Here is an 18,238-nt window from a genome sequence, read left to right on the forward strand (position 1 = left end):
GCGGCTCGCCGCATCCCACTCCGGTTAGGCTCGACGGGTGACGATCCTGACCCTCGTGCGACACGGTGAGACCGACTGGAACTCCGGGGGCCGCATCCAGGGCTCGACCGACATTCCCCTCAACGACACCGGCCGCGCCCAGGCCCGCGAACTGGCCGAAATCCTCGCCGCCGAGTACGCGGGCCGTGACGTCGTCATCGTCTCGAGCGACCTCTCTCGCGCGGCCGAGACCGCCGACATCCTCGCCGAAGCGCTCGGAACGACGGTGAGCCGACGGATGCCAGGACTCCAGGAACGCTCCTACGGCGACGCCGAGGGTATGGACGCCCCCACCTTCTCCGAGACGTACGGCCCGTGGCACGCCGCCGACGTGCCGGGTGCCGAGACGTGGCCCGTGGTGCGGGAGCGTGCGCTCGCCGCGCTCGCCGAGGCCGTGGCATCCGCTCCCGAAGGAGCGGATGTCATCGCTGTCGCGCACGGCGCGCTCATCCGCGAGGTCATCATGTTCGCCACCAACGGCGCCTTCCCCCGCGAGGGCGAGAGGCTGCCGAACTGCTCGGCCACGACGTTCCGCCTCGACGGCGACCAGTGGGACATGCTCGCGTACGCGGGCGTCGCGAGCTGAAAGAGCCCTCTAGCCCCTTCCTTCAGCTCACCCCCAGCGCCCGCGAGATCACCATGAGCTGCACCTCGGTCGTCCCCTCGCCGATCTCGAGGATCTTCGAGTCGCGGTAGTGCCGCGCGACCGGGTACTCGTTGATGAACCCGTTGCCGCCGAACACCTGCGTCGCGTCGCGGGCGTTGGCCATCGCGGCGTCGCTCGCGGTCATCTTCGCGACCGCGGCATCGACCGAGAACGGCTTACCTGCGTCGCAGAGGCGCGCGGCGTGCACCCACGCGAGGCGCGCGGTGTGGACGCGGGCGTGCATGCGCGCGAGGAGGAACTGGATGCTCTGCCGCGTCGACAGTCGCTCACCGAACACCGTGCGGCTGCGCGCGTAGTCGACGGCGGCTTCGAGGCATCCCTCCGCCGCGCCCGTCGCCAGAGCCGCGATCGCCACGCGGCCCTCGTCGAGCGTGCGGAGGAAGTTCTTGAAACCCTGTCCGCGCTCGCCGAGGAGGTTCGCCTCGGGCACGCGGACGCCGTCGAACGTCAGCGGGTGCGTGTCGGAGGCGTTCCAGCCGACCTTGTCGTAGGCGGCGCCGACCGTGAATCCGGGCGTGCCGTTGGGGACGATGATCGTCGAGATCTCGGGGCGGTCCCCGGCGCGACCGGTGACGGCCGTCACGGTGACGAAACGGGTGATGGCGGTGCCCGAGTTGGTGATGAATTGCTTCGACCCGTCGATCACCCACTCCCCCGACTCGAGACGCGCGGTCGTGCGCGTCGCCCCGGCGTCGCTGCCGGCCTCGGCCTCGGTGAGACCGAAGCCGGCGAGCGCACGCCCGGCGACGAGGTCGGGGAGATACTCGGCCTTCTGCGCGTCGGTGCCGTAGCGGAACAGCGGCATCGCACCGAGACCGACACCCGCTTCGAGCGTGATCGCCATCGACTGGTCGACGCGCGCGATGCCCTCGATCGCGACGCAGAGGCTCGCGTAGTCGCCGCCCTGACCGCCGACCTCCTCGGGGAACGGCAGACCGAACAGACCGATCTCGCCCATCTGCGCGACGAGATCGAGTGGCAGCTCGTGCGCGCGGTCGGCTTCGTACGAGCGCGGTGCGATCACGTCGTCGGCGAACTCGCGGACCATGGCGGCGAGTTCGCGTTCGTCGTCGGTGAACGCCTGCTGACTGTCGATGCTCACAGCGAGTCTCCTCCTCGAGGGCGGGGGAACAGCATGGCGCGGCCGGGTTCACGGAGCACGCCGGCGACATCGGTGAGGAACCGCGCCGCCTCGGCCCCGTCGACCAGACGGTGGTCGAACGAGAGACTGAGTGTCAGCACGTCGCGCAGCGCGATCTCGCCGTGATGCTCCCACGGGGTTCGGCGCACGGCGCCCACCGCGAGGATCCCGGCCTCACCGGGGTTGAGGATCGGGGTCCCGGCATCCACTCCGAAGACCCCGACATTGGTGATCGAGAACGTCCCGCCCGTCATCGCGGCGGGTGCCGTCCGGCCCGCGCGGGCGGTCGCGGCGAGCTCGGCGATCGCGTCGGCGAGCTCGACGAGCCCGAGGGTGTCGGCATCCGGGATCACCGGCACCACCAGCCCGCGCTCGGTCGCCGCGGCGATCCCGAGGTTGACGTAGTGGTGCTCGATGATCTCGCCCGCGGTCTCGTCCCATTTCGCGTTCAGCGCGGGCGTCCGCCCGAGCGCGAGGCACACCGCCTGGGCGACGATCGCGAGCACGCCGATGCGGTGTCCGTCGAGGGCACGATCGGTCTTGAGGGATGCCAACAGCTCGGTCGTCGCGGTGACGTCGAGCGTGAGGAACGTCGTCGCGTGCGGAGCGGTGAACGCGCTCTGCACCATCGCGGCGGCGGTGTGCTTGCGCACCCCGCGGATCGGCGTGCGCGTGACGCGCGCACGCTCGGAAGCGGGTCTGGCCGGGGGGACCGTCGACGCGGAGGGAAGGGTGTCGGTGACCATGCCGGGCACCTGCGCTTCCGTGGGGGTACGGGCGGCGAACTCCTCCACGTGCGCGCGGGTCACCGTCTCACCCGGGTGGGCTGCGGCGACGACGACGAGGTCGACGCCGAGGTCTTTCGCGAGCTTGCGCACGGGCGGCGTGGACCGCGGACGCTCGAGGGGCAGCTCGATCGGCCCGGTGCGCAGCACGTCGTGCGGCGCAGCCTCTCGCACGGCGGTGTCACTGTCGAGGACCGCCGTGGCCCCGCCGCGCGCTCGCCGCCGCGGGCGGCTCGCGGATGAGGGTGCAGCCCCGTAGCCGACGAGATTGGGGGTGGCTTTCTCGGACTCCCCCGGTGCCGTCGTGCGGAGATCGTCCGCGACACGCCGCTCGACCGCGCCTGACATCGGCGTGTCGGCCACGAACTCCGCGGGACGGTCCATGCCCTCGGCCGTGGAGCCAGACTCCGTCCTGCGGAGATCGTCCGCGACACGCCGCTCGGCGGCCCCTGACACCGGCGTGTCGGTCACGAACTCCGCCGGACGGTCCGCGGGCGACGACGTTTCAGCCGCGGCCGGGCTCTCGGCATCCGCCCCCACCGTGAAGGACACGAGCGGAGAGCCGACCTCGACGACGTCGCCCGCGGCCGCGTGCAGGCTCTGCACGGTGCCGGCGTACGGCGAGGGGATCTCGACGATGGCCTTGGCCGTCTCGACCTCGGCGATCGTCTGGTTGAGGGCGACCTCGTCGCCCTCCGAGACGTGCCACTGCACGATCTCGGCCTCGGGGAGACCTTCGCCGAGATCGGGAAGGCGGAACTCCGCGATCATCGAACGCCCCCCTTCGCCTCGACAACACACGATGATTCAGCACAGCATTCCCGGATCATCGCAGCACCCCCTGCTCGCGCTCGAGCACCCGATCCACGGCGAACAGGATCCGGTCCAGGTCCGGAACGTGGTGCCTCTCGAGCTTCGAGGGCGGATACGGGATGTCGTGGCCGGTCACGCGCTGCGGGGGCGTCTCGAGGTAGTGGAAGCACTGCTCCGTGATGCTCGCGACGAGTTCCGCTCCGACGCCCGCCTCTCGGGCCGCCTCGTGGGTGACGACGACGCGGCCGGTCTTGCGGACGGATGCCGCCACGGTGTTCATGTCGATCGGCGACAGCGAGCGCAGGTCGATGACCTCGAGCGAGATCCCCTCGTCCTCCGCGGCGAGCGCGGCATCCAGAGCCGTGCGTACCTGCGCCCCGTAGGTGACGATCGTCGCATCGGTCCCCTCGCGGGCCACGCGGGCGAGGTGCATCGGCGGGGCGTCGGCGAGGTCGGCATCCAGATCCACCTCGCCCTTCGAGTGGTACAGGCGCTTCGGCTCGAAGAAGATGACGGGATCATCGGATGCCACGGCCTGACGCAGCATCACGTGAGCGTCCTGCGGGTTGCTGGCGGCGACGACCCGGAGTCCCGCCGTGTGGACGAAGTATGCCTCGGGCGACTCGGAGTGGTGTTCGGCTGCTCCCACGCCCCCGGCCCACGGGATGCGGATGACCAGTGGCATCCGGATCCGTCCGTTGCTGCGGTAGTGGAGTTTGGCGACCTGGCAGACGATCTGGTCGAACGCCGGGTACACGAAGCCGTCGAACTGGATCTCGACGACCGGGCGATATCCGCGCAGGGCCAGGCCGACGGCGGTGCCGACGATGCCCGCCTCGGCGAGGGGGGTGTCGACGACCCGCTGCGCGCCGAAGCGCTGCTGCAGACCGTCGGTCACGCGGAAGACGCCGCCGAGCTTGCCGATGTCCTCCCCCATGAGCAGGACTCTGTCGTCGTTCTCGAGCGCCTTCGCGAGGCCCGCGTTGATCGCGGCGCCGAGGGTAAGAGCGGTCATCGCGAGGTCTCCTCGTCGTCGTTCTCGAGCGCACGGAACAGCCCCGTGTTGATCGCGGCACCGAGAGTCAGCACCTTCATCGCGAGCCCTCACCCTCGAACCCGGCCAAGTACTCCACGTACTCCGCCTTCTGCCGCTCCAGCCCACCGTGGGGTTCCGCGTACACGTGGTCGAACATCGTCTCGGGCGCGCGCGTCGTGGCGCCGATGCAGGCCGCACGGACCTCGGCGGCGAGCGCGTCGGCGGCCCGGGCGACCTCCTCCAGCCCTCCGTCGTCGAGGATCCCCTCGGCCCGCAGGTAGGCCTCGAGCCGCTCGACGGGGTCGCGCTGTGCCCAGGCCTCGACCTCGGCCGGTTCCCGGTAGCGGGTCGGGTCGTCGCTCGTGGTGTGCGGGCCCATGCGGTAGGTGACCGCCTCGATGAACGAAGGCCCTTCTCCGCGCCGCGCGCGATCCAGCGCCCACCGCATCGCCGCGACGCACGCGAGCGCGTCGTTGCCGTCGATCCGCAGACTCGGGATGCCGAACCCCGGCGCGCGGCCCGCGATGGGGTACTTCGCCTGGACGGTGACGGGCTCCGAGATCGCCCACTGGTTGTTCGAGCAGACGAAGACGACCGGGGCACGGAACGAGGAGGCGAAGACCATCGCCTCGTTGACGTCACCCTGGCTCGTGGCACCGTCGCCGTAGTACGCGACGGCGACGTCGGTCGAGCCGTCGCGCTGCGCTCCCATGGCCCAGCCGGTGGCGTGCAGCGACTGCGCGCCGATGATGATCTGGGGCGGAGCGGCGTTGATGGTGGTGTGGTCGTAGGCGGAGTGCTCCTCCCCGCGCCACGCGAGCACGTAATCCGCGGGCTGCGCGCCTCGGCCGAGCAGAACCCCGTGCTCGCGGTAGCTCGGGAAGACGAAGTCGCCGGGGGCGAGTGCGTGCGCGGTACCGACCTGCACGGCCTCCTGGCCGCGGCACGGTGCCCACAGGGCGAGCTGACCCTGTCGCTGGAGGGCGACGCCCTCGGCATCCAGTCGCCGGGTCAGGACCATATCGCGGTGGAGGGCCCGCAGCTCGTGCGGCGAGAGGTCGGACACCCACGGGTCGAGGGTGGCGTCGGGCACGCGGGAGCCGTCGGGCTCGAGCACCCGCAGCACCTCTCCCTGGTCGGGGACTCCTCCGGTGAGAGAGTCCTGGGTCTGGGTGTACGTCATCGTCATCCCTCCAGCTGCGGCCCGAGCTCCTCGTGAGAGCCGGGGCGTTCCGGGTGTCGGCAACGTCGCCGACACGGCCGACCGTACGCGCGGAAGGCAGGGCGCTCAAGACCTCGGTACATAACTCAGCATTCTGCGCACTACGAGGGGTGGGTCCCCTGCTAATGTTTCGCAGCATGAGCAAGCTCGACGCCGTGGACCTCGACCTCCTCCGCGCTTTGTCCGCCGATCCGCGTGCCACCGTCGTCGCGCTCGCCGAGAAGCTCGGCCTCTCGCGCAACACCGTGCAGGCACGCATGAGTCGGCTCGAACGCGGGGGCGTGTTCCTCTCCTACGAGCGCACGCTGTCGGCCGAAGCCCTCGGGTTCCCGATCGAGGCGTTCCTCCAAGTGACGGTGCGACAGGCGGAGCTTCCGGCGATCCGCGAGGAGCTCGCGCAGGTTCCCGAGGTGCTGCAGGCGCACGGGCTCAGCGGCCAGGTCGACCTGCTCGTGCGGGTCGCGTGCCGCGACACCCAGCACCTGTTCGACACCGACGCGCGCATCCTCGCGATCGAGGGCGTCGAACGCACCGAGACGTCGCTCGTGATGGGCGAGGTCATCGGGTACCGCGTCGGCCCGCTGATGAACCTCGCGCGCGGCGAGATCTAGCCCGCGCGCCGCGTCCCCCGCGGGCGTCCGAGGTCCCTGAGCGTGCGAGTCCCACGACCCTGAGCCTGTCGAAGGGACCGGAACCCCCTCCTGCGGTCCCCGCGAGCACCCGAGGTCCCTGAGCGTGCGAGCCCCAGGACCCTGAGCCTGTCGAAGGGACCGGAACCCCCTCCTGCGGTCCCCGCGAGCACCTCAGGTCCCTGAGCGTGCGAGCCCCAGGTCCCTGAGCCTGTCGAAGGGACCGGAACCCCCTCCTGCGGTCCCCGCGAGCACCTGAGGTCCCTGAGCCTGTCGAAGGGACCGGAACCCGCCTCAGCTCACGGCGCCGGCACCACCGGGATGCTCGCCGTCTCGGTCTTCGGTTCGGCCGGGCTCCCGGCATCCAGCCGCACGAGCACAACCCCCACGAGGATCAGCGCCCCACCCGCGAACTGCACCGGAGCGGGAGTCTCACCCAGCAGCAGCCAGGCGAAGCCGAGGGCGAAGAGCACCTCGCTGAGGCCGACGAACGATGCCAGGCGCGAGCCGATGAGCGGCACCGCGATCACGCCGAGCGCATAGCCGAGCGTCGTCGCCACGGCACCCACCCAGAGCAGCGGCAGGATGCCGGGAACCTGAAGACCGGCGAGCGAGACCGTGATCGAGGGAGCGGCGAAGGGAAGGATGCCGGTGCCCACGAGAATCCCCATGAGGACCGCCCCGACGATCAGCCCTCCCGCGGCGAGCGCCAGGGGCGGGAGGTCGTCGCCCGCGCGTCCGGCGATCACGAAGTACGCCGCCGCGCACACCGCGGCGCAGAGCGCGAAGACGGTGCCGAGCAGGTCGAATCGTGCACCGCTGATGTCGACGACGAGTACGAGCCCCGTCATCGCGACGACCGACCCGATGAGCACCGCTTTCGATGGGGCTCGACGTGTGCGGACCCACACCGCGATGACGATGAGCACCGGCGCGATGTACTGGATGAGCAGGGCGACGGCCACCGGCATCCGCTGCATCGCGGCGAAGTAGAACAGCTGGCACCCGGCGACGGCGGTGAGTCCGAACGAGACGATCAGCAGACCGTGACGGCGAAGGAACCCGCGCTGCCGACGGATCGCGACGACGAGAGCGGGCGAGAGCAGGAGAGCCGCGACGCTCATCCGCACCAGGAGCACCGTGCCGAGCGACCACCCGCCGTCGAGGAGCGGCTTCACGAACGGGCCGCTGCTCGAGAACGCGAGGGCGGAGGCGACAGCGATGGCGAGGCCCGTGACGGCGCCGGAGCCACGGTGAGTGGGGCGAGGGAGGGTGACGGACGACGTGGTCATGCGGGCCTGCTGTCAGGAGTGAAGAACGTTTACACTCGTGACAGTAGGACCTCGGCATGTCAGGAGTCAACATGGTCTTCATTCGTGACACCGAACTGGTGCTGCGCGCGACCGTCGAGCTGGTCAACACCCTGCCCCAGACCGACGTGAGCGGGGTCGACAGCCTGACCACGATGGCCGAGCTCGATGACTTCGCCGAGCGACACACCTACACCGGTTCGCGCGCGAGAGACGAGCACGAGCTCGCCGAGGTGCGTGGCATCCGTTCCCGCATCCAACAGCTGTGGAACGTCGATCGCGATGGAGCGGTACCCCTCGTCAACGCGATGCTGCGCGACGGACGGGCACTGCCGCAGCTCGTACGGCACGACGAGTTCGACTGGCACATCCACGCGTCGGAGCCCTCGGACCATCTCGCCCAGCGCATGCTCGTCGAGACGGCGATGGCTTTCGTCGACGTCATCCGCGCCGATGAGTACGCGCGCGTCCGCGTGTGCGACGCCGACGATTGCAACGGCGTCTACGTCGACTTCTCGAAGAACGGGTCCAAGCGCTACTGCGACGCCGGCAACTGCGGAAACCGCATGAATGTCAACGCGTACCGCAAGCGGAAGGCGGAGACGGCGTAGGGCTCTCGTCGGCCGAGCCGTGCGCGATCGGGCGCGTCAGCTGACGTCGAGGAACGCCCGGATGGCGGATGCCGCTGCCTCCGGCGTCTCGTAGTGGATCAGGTGGCCGACCTCGGGGATCTCGACCAAGGCGGCATCGGGGAAGAGGGTCGCCAGGTGCCGCTCGGCCTCGATCGGCGTGATGTCGTCCTTCTCGGCCGCGATGAGCAGCGTCGGCTGCGCGATGCGCGGGGCGAACTCGCGCACGTCGTGCGAGACGCTCGTGACGAAGGCCTCGTGCAGGACGTCGCGGTCGGCGAAGCGCGAGAAGTACTCGTCGTGCTGCTCGTGGACGAAGCGTCGCAGCGCGGGGTCTCGCGTCTTGGCCATCGCGTTGCTCATCACGCGCACGATGAGGCCGTTGCGCAGCAGCGCGTCGCCCACGGCGCGCGGCAACTTGGCCCCCGCGAGGTAGTAGAACACGGCGAGCCGGGTCAGGATGCCGCGCGGCCCCTCGAGCGCCGGGGCGCCGATCGGGTTGACCAGGATGAGTTTCGGCGTCGCGAGGCCGCCCGCGACAGCTGCCGACGACACGATCGAGCCGAACGAATGGCCGAGGACGACGGCCCCCGGAGCCACGGCGTCGACGAACGCGCGCAACCACGCGGCGTAACCGTCGAGGTCGTGGGCACGTCCACGCAGCGGCGGCGTCTCGCCGAAGCCGGGCAGGTCGGGCGAGATCACGCGGATGCCAGGGAGGTGGGCGACCACCGGATCGAGCCCGTGGTGCTCACCGCGGAACCCGTGCACCGCCACGATCGTGGTGTCGGCGGCGTCATCACCGTAGACCCAGTACGCCGTCTCGCCCCCGAGCACGTCGACCGTGCGGCGCTCGACCGGTATCGCGGCGAGCAGATCGGCGTACGGGTTGGGCATGGCATCGAGTTTACGAGGGGGTTCCGACATCGCTGGTTCCGGAGGCGAGGCAGTCCGTGTCCACAACCGGGAGTGCCGGCATCCCCGGCGCCGGCGGCGAGGCAGCCCGCCTGCACGACTGGGGGTTCCGACATCGCTGGTTCCGGAGGCGAGGCAGCCCGCCTGCACGACTGGGGGTTCCGACATCGCTGGTTCCGGAGGCGAAGCAGCCCGCCTGCACGACTGGGGGTTCCGACATCGCTGGTTCCGGAGGCGAAGCAGCCCGCCTGCACGACTGGGGGTTCCGACATCCCCGGCGCCGGCGGCGAGCACTCCCCGTGCACAACCCGGAGTTCCTGGCATCCCTCCCCCATTCCTGCGCGCCTCGCGGGTCGTGTCGGACCCCCGATCTACGGTGACCCCATGACCCTGTGGCAGGCCGAGCCGCTCCCGCTCTTCCAGACCCCCGAATGGACGCGTCTCGTCGGCGTCTTCGACCTCGAGACGACCGGCGTCGACGTCGAGAACGACCGCATCGTGACCGCGCACGTCGGTGTTCTCGATGCGGACGGCCACGTGATCGACGCGCGCGACTGGCTCGCCGACCCCGGCGTCGAGATCCCCGACGGCGCGGCCGCCATCCACGGGATCACCACCGAGCGAGCGCGGGCCGACGGCGCTCCCGCGCCGCGCGTCGTCGCCGAGGTCGTCGAGGCGCTCAGTGCACTCTTCGCCGCCGGGATCCCGGTCGTCGCGTACAACGCGCCGTTCGACTTCTCGCTGCTCAAGCACGAGGCGGTGCGGCACGGCATCGCTCCCATCGACTCCCCCTCTCCGGTGATCGACCCCCTCGTCGTCGACAAGACCTACGACCGCTACCGGCGTGGCAAACGCACGCTGTCGGTCGTGGCCGAGCATTACGCGGTGCCGTTGGAGTCGGCGCACGAAGCGTGTGCCGACGCGGTCGCCGCGGGCCGGCTCGCCCTGGCGCTCGCCGAACGCTTCGCGCCGTGGCTGCCTTCGACCGTCGAAGAACTGCACACGCGCCAGATCGCCTGGGCTCGCGCCCAAGCTGCGAGTCTCACCGAGTATTTCGTGAAGATCGGGCGTCTGGATGCCACGGCTCCCCCGCTCGACGGGGCGTGGCCGATCCGCTGAGGATGCCCGCGGTTCTCCTCGATGTTCGGCGCCCCGGCCAATGTCGGAGGTCCCCGATAGCGTTTCGACATGGACACCTCCGCTCCACCCGCCGACCGGCCGTCGCCGGCGGTGCGGTCGTGCGATGGAGTCCCGTGGCCCGACGAAGACGAGCTCGAGAACGAGGCGGCATGGGCGCGCCTGTTGGATCTCGAAATGTCGATTCCGGCCCACGCGGCGGGCCGTGTCGAGGACACGTTCTCCGGTGATCCCGCGCTTCCGGGCTGCGCAGTCACCTCCACCGACACGGCGGCTGCCTCGGTCTCCGATCTCGACGCCGTCCTCGGCCATCTCGAACTGATCGCCGCCGAACGGCACCGCCTCGCGGCCGAGGAGGGCCGCATCATCGCCGCCGTTCTCCGCGACGCCGCAGCCGACCCGACGCCCTGGGTCGGCCCCGACCCGACCCTCGACCTGGCGTGGAGCGATCCGCGAGGGCGCACCGTCCGCGCTGTCCGACGCGACCGCGTCGATCTCGCTCAGCGGGCCGCGGCAGCCGAGATGGCCGTGCGTCTGCGCGTATCCGAGCAGACCATCCGGACGCGCGCCACGCACGTCGAGGTGCTGCACGAGCGCTGCCCCCGGCTGTGGGACGAGTTCGCCGACGGACGCACGTCCGAGCGTCACGCCGTCGAGACGGCCCGCCTCGCGACCTCTCTTCCCGATGATGTCGGAGCCTGGAGCGCGTTCGACGAGGGCGTCGCCGACAGAGCGACGCAGCTGACCCCCACGAAGTTCGCCGTCTCTGCACGCGCCCTCCGTGAACGCGTCCACGCCGAGTCGATCGATGCCCGACACCGACGCGCCGCACGTGATCGCGGTGTGTGGATGACGCCCGAACTCGACGGCATGGCCTCGCTCACCGCACTCCTGCCCGCCGACCGGGCGCGCAGCATCATGTCGCGCCTGGATCGCGCGGCCCGACATCTCCACGCCGCGCCCGACGAGGAGCGCATCTTGGCGCAGCTACGGGCGGACGTCCTCGCGGATCTCGTGACCTCTCCCGAGCCCGACATGCCGGCTTCGGCGTCACTCCACGCCCCGTCCGCCGTCGCCGACGAGCGAACTGCCCCGCCCGCCGCAGCGGAGCACCGCTCCCCGGCACCGCCCACCTCGCCCACCGTCGTCGTCACCATCCCCGCCCTGACTCTTCTCGGCGCCGACGCCGAACCCGCCACGCTCGAGGGGTACGGTCCGATCGACCTCGACACCGCGCGCCGCCTCGCCGGCGAAGCACGCTCGTGGGTCCGCCTGCTCACGCACCCCGTGTCCGGCGCTCCCCTCGTGCTGGATCGACAGACCTATCGGGTTCCCGCTGCGCTTCGTCGCTGGCTGGGGGTTACCTCACCCACCTGCATCTTCCCCGGATGCAACCGCACCGCTCGCGATTGCGACCTCGACCACCTCACCGCCTGGGCCGATGGCGGAACCACGGATGCCGACAACCTCGAGCCGGAATGCCGACACCACCATCGCCTCCGCCACGAGACCCGATGGACACCGACGCGCGATCCCGCCACGGGTCAGATGAGCTGGCATTCACCGCTCGGCGGAGCCTACGACGCCGATCCACCCCCGTTCTGAGCCCGCAGCACCCTCGCCCGCATGACCGTGTCGCCGACCCGCATGACCGATGGCCTCTGCGCCTCTCGGCGCACCTGTGGGCGCGCAGCGACCCTTCGAGGAGACGCGCAAGACTCACGCGCGGCCGCGCCCTGCGCCGCCTTCCGCAGCTCTCCACACGCTCGAAGGAGCAGCGAAACAGAGCAGCGAAACAGAGCGGAGAAACAGAGCGGAGAAACAGCGCAGAGAAACAGCGCAGAGAAACAGAACAGCGAAACCACGCTCAAACGCTCCGTCAGCCCTCGACTGCCAGACTGATCCAGTGACCTGCCGCATCGCCACCGTCCAAATGGAGGCCGTTCCGAACGCCATCGACGGAAACGTCGCGCGCATCGCGCGCCTGGTCGAGGAGGCAGCGGCGGGAGGAGCCGACCTCGTGCTCTTCCCGGAAGCGGCCGTCACGGGTTATGACGACGGCACCTTCGCGCGACCACTGCCCGAGCTCGCCGATCCCACCTGGTGGGCTCGCCTTCAAGACGCCGTCGACCACGGCGGCGTCACCGCCATCGTCAACACCGCGATCCAGCGGGACGGATGCCGCTTCCTCGGCAACGTGATCCTGAGCCCGGGACGCGACCCGCTCCCCGCCTACGACAAGCAGCACCTGTACGACAGCGAGCGTTCCGTTTTCACGCCTGGCGCTCACGGCGCCTCCTTCACTCTCAAAGGCCTCCGGTTCGCGCTCTCCGTCTGTTATGACGCGAACTTCCCCGAGCACGCGGCCGCCGCGGCGCGAGCCGGCGCGCACGTGTACCTCAACAGCGGCGCCTACTTCCCCGGCGGTGAGCATCGCCGGGACCTCCACTACGCCGCGCGCGCCCTCGACAACGGCATGTACGTGGTCTTCAGCGGGCTCGTCGGCGCACCACACGACTTCATCGGTGGCGCCGCTGTCTTCGATCCGCTCGGTCGACGAATCACCGTCCCCGGTGAAGGCGAACACATCGCTTTCGCCGACCTCGATCCGGATGCCGTTGACGACGCGCGCCAGCACCAGCGCATGTGGGCGCAGCGTCGCGAGTCCCTCGGTGGCCATGAGCACGTGGGTTCGTTCGACAAGCCCGGCACCCGCCTCTGATCGCGAGCAACATCCGCACGAGGGGGCAAACACCCGCTCGACACGGTGCGGCGCCGTGCGCGTGGCCTTCGAGAGCATCCCTCACGCCCGAACAAGGCCGCCGAGCACCGCTCTCCCCCATGCCCACTCCCCGAGACCGCTCGCGGCGTTCAGGTGTCCGAGCGCACCGGCGTTCCGCAAGGTGCTCCCCCACCCGGAGGCGAGACCCTGCGCGACCTCCACCGAGCAGTACGGGTCGTCGGAACTCGCCACCACCGTGGTTGGACACGCCAGCGGCCGCACCGCGAGGCCGACGAAGCTCGGTGCCGCAGCTCGAGGAAAGGCATCGCCAGTCGGATCCGGAGGCGCCACGAGCAGCATCCCCGTCACCGGCGCGCGTTCGACCTGCTCGACTCGCTCGGGCTGCCTCTGGTCCCCGGTCCGCGCGTCCCACTCGGTCGCCGCCCAACACCCCAGACTGTGCGCGACGACGATCACCCGATCGGCCTGTCGCGCGAGGTCGGTCACGCATCGATCCACCGCGTCGACCCAGTCGTCGAGGTCGGGCTCATCCCACGATCGGGGCTCTACTCGCCGCGCATCACGGCCCCACCGCCGCTCCCAGTGCGTCTGCCAATGCTGCTCGCCCGACCCCCCGATGCCGGGAACGATCACATACGCCGCCATCGACGACCACCTCTCGACTCTTGCGTCTTCACTCGCGCTCTCCGTGAGCGCGCGACGCCGCTTCGGCGAGCATGATGGACTCACTCGCTCCGCGCATCTCGCGCGAGCGATCCATAAGCAAAGGGAACGGAACACGATGGAACCACTCGACGCGATCGACCGGCGCATCCTCGAACTCCTGCAGCACGACGGTCGACTGTCGGGTGCCGAGGTGGGGCGGAGAGTCGGCCTGTCGCAGCCCGCCGCGAGCGCGCGCATCCTGCGGCTCAAGCGCGCGGGCGTCATCGCCGGCTACCGCGCGGTGATCGACCCGGCCGCGGTGGGACTCGTCATCCACGCCGTCATCCGACTGCGCACGACCCACGCGCAGCTCTCGCCGGCCCGCGAACTCGCCGAACGCCTCCCGGAGGTCACGGCGATGGTCCGCGTGACGGGCGAGGACTGTCTCCTCTTCGACGTCAACTGCCCCGATGCCGCGCGGCTGGAGAAGGTGGTCGACGCGCTGGCGCGATTCGGCCCGGTGACGACGTCGCTCGTGCTCAGCACCTACCCACCGAAGCCGCTGCTTCCCACCCAGCACGGGTGATCAACACGTCCGCGCACACACCGATCGAAGCCGCTGCTTCCCTCGCAGCACGGCTGATCGACAACGTTCGCACACACCTACCCGCCGGGCCACCCCGCGCACGCACCCGTCGCTGACGGCCCCTCCGAAAGCAAAAGCCCCCATCCCGAAGGATGAGGGCTTTCGAAGCGAAACCGCTGAGGATCAACGACCGCCGAAGTTCTTGAAGCGCTGGTTGAACTTCTCGACACGACCGGCCGAGTCCATGATGCGCTGCTTGCCCGTGTAGAACGGGTGCGAAGCCGACGAGATTTCCACGTCGATGACGGGGTACTCCACGCCGTCCAGCTCGATCGTCTTGTCGCTCGAGACGGTCGAACGGGTGAGGAACGTGTCGCCCGAACCGAGGTCGCGGAACACGACGGCCTTGTACGTGGGGTGGATGTCAGTCTTCATGGGAGGTCCTTTGAGAAGTGGTGCCCTGGATTCTGCCAGGACGTCAAAGTCTGCGGCGCCGAAGGCACCAACAGGAGAGTCTACCAGGCGTGCGGAATGATTCGCGCGCAGTGATTCCCGCGCGACGTCAGACCGCGCGAGCGGCGTAGCGCCCCGCTTCGTGCGTGAGCGTGATCTCGAGGCCGAACGTCTTCGACAGGTTCTCGGCCGTGAGGGCCTCGCCGAGGGGCCCGGATGCCACGATCTCGCCGTCGCGGAGCAGGAGCACGTGCGTGAACCCGACGGGGATCTCCTCCACGTGGTGCGTCACCATCACCATGGCGGGCGTCGTGGGCGCCTGGGCGTACCCCGAGAGCAGCGCGAGCAGCTCTTCCCGGGCGCCGAGGTCGAGGCTGGCGGTGGGCTCGTCGAGCAGCAGCAGCTCGGGGTCGGTCATCACGGCCCGGGCGATCTGGACGCGCTTCTGCTCGCCGTCGCTCAGCGTGCCGAACGTGCGGTCCGCCAGGTGATCGAGTCGCCACTCCGCGAGCACGCGCAGCGCGCGACGCTCGTCGATGTCGTCGTACTGCTCGCGCCACCGACCCGTCACCGAGTACGCGGCGGTCAGCACGACGTCGAGCACCGTCTCCTCGGGCGGAACGCGTCGCGCCATCGCCGACGACGCGAAGCCGATACGCGGGCGCAGTTCGAAGACGTCGGTACGGCCGAGCTGCTCGCCGAGGATCGTCACCGTGCCCGATGTGGGGTGCAGGAGGGTGTCCGCGAGCTGCAGAACCGTCGTCTTCCCCGCGCCGTTGGGGCCGAGCACGACCCAGCGCTCGTCATCGGCGACGCTCCAGTCGAGATGGGACACGATGTCCCGCGTGTTCCGGCGGACGACGACGTCGGAGAACTCGAGAACCTGGGGCATGGAACTAGCCTAGCCGCGACAAGACCGCGCCCCCGCGCGACGCGACGACCTGGGGAGAACCGCGCGACTACTTCCCCGAGACCTCCGCGTACAGAGCCGCCGTGGTCTGCGCGATCGCCGCCCAGCTGAAGTCGTCGATGGCGCGCTGACGACCGGCCTCACCGAAGGCGCGGGCCGTCTCGGCATCCGTCACGACCTCCGTCAGCACGCGGGCCAGGTCGGCGACGAAACGCTCGGGGTCGACGGGCGTCCCGGTGCCGTCCTGCACCTGCTCGATCGGCACGAGTCGTCCCGTGACGCCGTCGACGACGACCTCCGGGATGCCGCCGGTCGCCGTCCCCACGACCGCCGCGCCGCACGCCATCGCCTCGAGGTTGACGATGCCGAGCGGCTCATACACCGACGGGCAGACGAACGTGGTCGCGGCGGTGAGGATCGCGCACAGCTCGTTGCGAGGGAGCAGACGATCGATCCAGACGACACCGTCACGCGTCGCCTGAAGCCCGCGGACGAGCTCTTCCACCTCGGCCATGATCTGCGGTGTGTCGGGCGCCCCCGCGCACAGGATCAGCTGCACGTCCGCCGGCAACAGCTCCGCCGCACGGAGCAGGTAAGGAAGCCCCTTCTGGCGGGTGATGCGACCGACGAAAACCACCGACGGCCGCGACGGGTCGATGCCCACGGAGGCGAGGAAGGCGTCGTCCGACACCGGATGCCACGCCTCGGTGTCGATGCCGTTGTAGATCACGCGCACCTTGGCGGGATCCAGCGACGGGTAGCTGCGCAGGATGTCGTCGCGCATGCCCGAGCTCACCGCGACGACGGCCGCGGCGCCCTCGTAGGCCGTCTTCTCGATGTAGCTCGACACGGCATAGCCCCCGCCGAGCTGCTCCGCCTTCCAGGGGCGAAGCGGCTCGAGGCTGTGCGCGGTGACGACGTGCGGGATGCCGTGGAGAAGGGATGCCAGGTGCCCGGCGAAGTTCGCGTACCAGGTGTGCGAGTGCACGACGTCCGCGCCGGCGACGTCGGAGACGATCTCGAGGTCGGTGCCGAGCGTCTGGATCGCGCCGTTCGCGGAGGCGAGCTCTACGGGCACACCGTACGAGGTCGTGTCGGCTTCGTCACGCGCCGCACCGAACGCGCGGACCTGCACCTCGGTGCCCTCGGCGCGCAGTGCCTTGACCAGTTCGGTGGCGTGGACCCCGGCTCCCCCGTAGATCTCCGGCGGGTACTCCTTGGTCACGATGTCGACGCGCATGAGACGAACCGTAGTACAGCGCACGGCGCGCCGAGAACGTGTTTCCGCAACCCGATGCGACCCCTAGTGTGGTGCCATGCCTGCAGCGCCGAAGGTCTTCGGAATCATCCTCGCCGGCGGCGAGGGAAAGCGACTCATGCCCCTCACGGCCGATCGCGCGAAACCCGCCGTCCCGTTCGGCGGTCAGTACCGCCTGATCGACTTCGCGATCTCGAATCTCATCAACTCGGGCCTGCGTCAGCTCGTCGTGCTCACGCAGTACAAGTCGCACAGCCTCGATCGCCACATCTCGCAGACCTGGCGGATGTCGCCCATGCTCGGCTCGTACGTGGCATCCGTCCCCGCTCAGCAGCGCCTCGGCAAACGATGGTTCTCGGGCTCCGCCGACGCGATCCTCCAGTCGATGAACCTGATCCGCGACGAGAAGCCCGACATCGTCGTCGTCATCGGTGCCGACCACGTGTACCGCATGGACTTCAACCAGATGCTCGACGCGCACATCGCCTCGGACGCACGTGCCACCGTCGCCGGCATCCGCCAGCCCATTTCGCTGGCGAACCAGTTCGGCGTCATCGACACCGACCCCACCGACCCGACGAAGATCCGCGAGTTCCTCGAGAAGCCCCAGAGCCCGGCCGGCCTGGTCGACTCGCCGCACGAGGTGCTCGCCTCGATGGGCAACTACATCTTCGACGCCGACGCCCTCGTCGAGGCCGTCACTCACGACGGAGAGCTGCCGACCTCGGCGCACGACATGGGCGGCGACATCGTGCCCTACTTCGTCAATCGGGGCGAGGCGGCGGTGTACGACTTCCAGCGCAACGACGTTCCCGGCTCCACTCCGCGCGACCGGTCGTACTGGCGCGACGTGGGCACGATCGAGTCGTTCTACGACGCCCACATGGACCTGATCTCGACGCTGCCGGTCTTCAACCTGTACAACAACGACTGGCCGATCTACTCGCAGATCGTCAACGCGCCGCCCGCGAAGTTCGTGCGCGACTCGGTGGGTCGCATCGGCAACGCGATCGACTCCATCGTCTCCCTCGGCTCGGTCCTGTCGGGGACCCACCTCGAACGCAGCGTCGTGGGCCCCTGGGCCCTCGCCGGCGGCGGATCGACGATCACGGACTCGGTGCTGTTCGACGGCGTCCGGGTCGGGGCGGGAGCGCGCATCCACCGCGCCATTCTCGACAAGAACGTCGTCCTCGAACCCGGCGCGACCATCGGCGTCGACCGCGAGCGCGACATCGCGCGCGGCTTCACCGTCACCGAGACGGGCATCACCGTCGTCGGCAAGGACGTGCACGTCCACGCGTGAACCCGGATTCCGGATGC

General features: G+C 69.9%; 18 protein-coding genes. 8 read left to right on the plus strand and 10 right to left on the minus strand.

Annotated features, from left to right (window positions below):
- The first annotated feature begins 37 nt into the window (after positions 1-37).
- A complete protein-coding gene (locus P2P98_RS12400; RefSeq protein WP_275800179.1) occupies positions 38-625 on the plus strand; it encodes a histidine phosphatase family protein in 588 nt (195 codons plus the stop codon).
- A gap of 22 nt (positions 626-647) precedes the next feature.
- On the opposite strand, the gene P2P98_RS12405 is transcribed toward P2P98_RS12400, so the two are convergent.
- The 4 genes from P2P98_RS12405 to pdhA all read right to left on the minus strand — a co-directional run bounded on the left by P2P98_RS12405 (position 648) and on the right by pdhA (position 5,664).
- Positions 648-1,808, minus strand: coding sequence for an acyl-CoA dehydrogenase family protein (locus P2P98_RS12405; RefSeq protein WP_275800180.1), 1,161 nt, complete (start codon positions 1,806-1,808; stop codon positions 648-650).
- Entirely contained in the window at positions 1,805-3,403 is a 1,599-nt protein-coding gene (locus P2P98_RS12410; RefSeq protein ID WP_275800181.1) for a dihydrolipoamide acetyltransferase family protein, read from the minus strand. The genes P2P98_RS12405 and P2P98_RS12410 overlap by 4 nt, the downstream gene beginning before the upstream one ends.
- A 55-nt stretch (positions 3,404-3,458) precedes the next feature.
- Positions 3,459-4,460 carry an alpha-ketoacid dehydrogenase subunit beta gene (locus P2P98_RS12415; protein WP_275800182.1) on the minus strand — a complete coding sequence of 334 codons (1,002 nt, stop codon included), beginning with the start codon at positions 4,458-4,460 and terminating at the stop codon, positions 3,459-3,461.
- Positions 4,461-4,536: 76 nt separating this feature from the next.
- A complete protein-coding gene (gene pdhA / locus P2P98_RS12420) occupies positions 4,537-5,664 on the minus strand; it encodes a pyruvate dehydrogenase (acetyl-transferring) E1 component subunit alpha (protein WP_275800184.1) in 1,128 nt (375 codons plus the stop codon).
- A gap of 176 nt (positions 5,665-5,840) precedes the next feature.
- On the opposite strand from pdhA, the gene P2P98_RS12425 reads away from it, so the two are divergent.
- Positions 5,841-6,314 carry an Lrp/AsnC family transcriptional regulator gene (locus P2P98_RS12425; RefSeq protein WP_275800186.1) on the plus strand — a complete coding sequence of 158 codons (474 nt, stop codon included), beginning with the start codon at positions 5,841-5,843 and terminating at the stop codon, positions 6,312-6,314.
- Positions 6,315-6,631: 317 nt separating this feature from the next.
- Here P2P98_RS12425 and P2P98_RS12430 read toward each other — a convergent pair whose 3' ends face one another.
- On the minus strand, positions 6,632-7,624 hold the full coding sequence (locus P2P98_RS12430; protein WP_275800188.1) for a DMT family transporter: 993 nt from the start codon (positions 7,622-7,624) through the stop codon (positions 6,632-6,634).
- Positions 7,625-7,695: 71 nt separating this feature from the next.
- Here P2P98_RS12430 and P2P98_RS12435 point away from each other — a divergent pair, with 71 nt between their 5' ends.
- Entirely contained in the window at positions 7,696-8,253 is a 558-nt protein-coding gene (locus tag P2P98_RS12435) for a CGNR zinc finger domain-containing protein (protein WP_275800206.1), read from the plus strand.
- 36 nt (positions 8,254-8,289) lie between these two features.
- Here the strand turns inward: P2P98_RS12435 and P2P98_RS12440 are convergent, their stop codons facing one another.
- Positions 8,290-9,168 carry an alpha/beta hydrolase gene (locus tag P2P98_RS12440; RefSeq protein WP_275800190.1) on the minus strand — a complete coding sequence of 293 codons (879 nt, stop codon included), beginning with the start codon at positions 9,166-9,168 and terminating at the stop codon, positions 8,290-8,292.
- Between the two features lie 402 nt (positions 9,169-9,570).
- Here P2P98_RS12440 and P2P98_RS12445 point away from each other — a divergent pair, with 402 nt between their 5' ends.
- The 3 genes from P2P98_RS12445 to P2P98_RS12455 all read left to right on the plus strand — a co-directional run bounded on the left by P2P98_RS12445 (position 9,571) and on the right by P2P98_RS12455 (position 13,045).
- A complete protein-coding gene (locus P2P98_RS12445; RefSeq protein WP_275800192.1) occupies positions 9,571-10,305 on the plus strand; it encodes an exonuclease domain-containing protein in 735 nt (244 codons plus the stop codon).
- A 69-nt stretch (positions 10,306-10,374) separates the two neighbouring features.
- On the plus strand, positions 10,375-11,928 hold the full coding sequence (locus P2P98_RS12450) for an HNH endonuclease signature motif containing protein (RefSeq protein WP_275800194.1): 1,554 nt from the start codon (positions 10,375-10,377) through the stop codon (positions 11,926-11,928).
- 301 nt (positions 11,929-12,229) lie between these two features.
- The gene (locus P2P98_RS12455; RefSeq protein ID WP_275800195.1) at positions 12,230-13,045 is read left to right on the plus strand and encodes a carbon-nitrogen hydrolase family protein; all 816 of its coding nucleotides are present in this window, start codon (positions 12,230-12,232) and stop codon (positions 13,043-13,045) included.
- An 81-nt stretch (positions 13,046-13,126) separates the two neighbouring features.
- On the opposite strand, the gene P2P98_RS12460 is transcribed toward P2P98_RS12455, so the two are convergent.
- Positions 13,127-13,711: an alpha/beta fold hydrolase gene (locus P2P98_RS12460; RefSeq protein ID WP_275800196.1), complete on the minus strand. Its 585-nt coding sequence runs from the start codon at positions 13,709-13,711 to the stop codon at positions 13,127-13,129.
- Between the two features lie 136 nt (positions 13,712-13,847).
- Between P2P98_RS12460 and P2P98_RS12465 the strand changes: the two genes are divergently transcribed.
- Entirely contained in the window at positions 13,848-14,297 is a 450-nt protein-coding gene (locus P2P98_RS12465) for an Lrp/AsnC family transcriptional regulator (protein ID WP_275800198.1), read from the plus strand.
- Between the two features lie 183 nt (positions 14,298-14,480).
- On the opposite strand, the gene P2P98_RS12470 is transcribed toward P2P98_RS12465, so the two are convergent.
- The 3 genes from P2P98_RS12470 to glgA all read right to left on the minus strand — a co-directional run bounded on the left by P2P98_RS12470 (position 14,481) and on the right by glgA (position 16,900).
- Positions 14,481-14,732 (minus strand): type B 50S ribosomal protein L31, encoded by a 252-nt coding sequence (locus P2P98_RS12470; protein WP_013586710.1) that lies wholly within the window; start codon positions 14,730-14,732, stop codon positions 14,481-14,483.
- Positions 14,733-14,859: 127 nt separating this feature from the next.
- A complete protein-coding gene (locus tag P2P98_RS12475; protein WP_058598059.1) occupies positions 14,860-15,642 on the minus strand; it encodes an ABC transporter ATP-binding protein in 783 nt (260 codons plus the stop codon).
- A 67-nt stretch (positions 15,643-15,709) separates the two neighbouring features.
- Positions 15,710-16,900, minus strand: a complete 1,191-nt coding sequence (gene glgA, locus P2P98_RS12480) for a glycogen synthase (protein ID WP_275800202.1) — start codon at positions 16,898-16,900, stop codon at positions 15,710-15,712.
- A 76-nt stretch (positions 16,901-16,976) separates the two neighbouring features.
- Between glgA and glgC the strand changes: the two genes are divergently transcribed.
- The gene (glgC, locus tag P2P98_RS12485) at positions 16,977-18,221 is read left to right on the plus strand and encodes a glucose-1-phosphate adenylyltransferase (protein WP_275800204.1); all 1,245 of its coding nucleotides are present in this window, start codon (positions 16,977-16,979) and stop codon (positions 18,219-18,221) included.
- The last annotated feature ends 17 nt before the right edge of the window (positions 18,222-18,238 follow it).

It is taken from the genome of Microbacterium sp. Kw_RZR3, assembly GCF_029222405.1.
GTDB lineage: Bacteria > Actinomycetota > Actinomycetes > Actinomycetales > Microbacteriaceae > Microbacterium.

Coding starts and splice junctions, on each gene's coding strand:
- P2P98_RS12410 (WP_275800181.1), bottom strand. CDS start 3,403: ATGATCGCGGAGTTCCGCCTTCCCGATCTCGGCGAAGGTCTCCCCGAG.
- P2P98_RS12415 (WP_275800182.1), bottom strand. CDS start 4,460: ATGACCGCTCTTACCCTCGGCGCCGCGATCAACGCGGGCCTCGCGAAG.
- pdhA (WP_275800184.1), bottom strand. CDS start 5,664: ATGACGTACACCCAGACCCAGGACTCTCTCACCGGAGGAGTCCCCGAC.
- P2P98_RS12425 (WP_275800186.1), top strand. CDS start 5,841: ATGAGCAAGCTCGACGCCGTGGACCTCGACCTCCTCCGCGCTTTGTCC.
- P2P98_RS12430 (WP_275800188.1), bottom strand. CDS start 7,624: ATGACCACGTCGTCCGTCACCCTCCCTCGCCCCACTCACCGTGGCTCC.
- P2P98_RS12435 (WP_275800206.1), top strand. CDS start 7,696: ATGGTCTTCATTCGTGACACCGAACTGGTGCTGCGCGCGACCGTCGAG.
- P2P98_RS12440 (WP_275800190.1), bottom strand. CDS start 9,168: ATGCCCAACCCGTACGCCGATCTGCTCGCCGCGATACCGGTCGAGCGC.
- P2P98_RS12445 (WP_275800192.1), top strand. CDS start 9,571: ATGACCCTGTGGCAGGCCGAGCCGCTCCCGCTCTTCCAGACCCCCGAA.
- P2P98_RS12450 (WP_275800194.1), top strand. CDS start 10,375: ATGGACACCTCCGCTCCACCCGCCGACCGGCCGTCGCCGGCGGTGCGG.
- P2P98_RS12460 (WP_275800196.1), bottom strand. CDS start 13,711: ATGGCGGCGTATGTGATCGTTCCCGGCATCGGGGGGTCGGGCGAGCAG.
- P2P98_RS12465 (WP_275800198.1), top strand. CDS start 13,848: ATGGAACCACTCGACGCGATCGACCGGCGCATCCTCGAACTCCTGCAG.
- P2P98_RS12470 (WP_013586710.1), bottom strand. CDS start 14,732: ATGAAGACTGACATCCACCCCACGTACAAGGCCGTCGTGTTCCGCGAC.
- P2P98_RS12475 (WP_058598059.1), bottom strand. CDS start 15,642: ATGCCCCAGGTTCTCGAGTTCTCCGACGTCGTCGTCCGCCGGAACACG.
- glgA (WP_275800202.1), bottom strand. CDS start 16,900: ATGCGCGTCGACATCGTGACCAAGGAGTACCCGCCGGAGATCTACGGG.
- glgC (WP_275800204.1), top strand. CDS start 16,977: ATGCCTGCAGCGCCGAAGGTCTTCGGAATCATCCTCGCCGGCGGCGAG.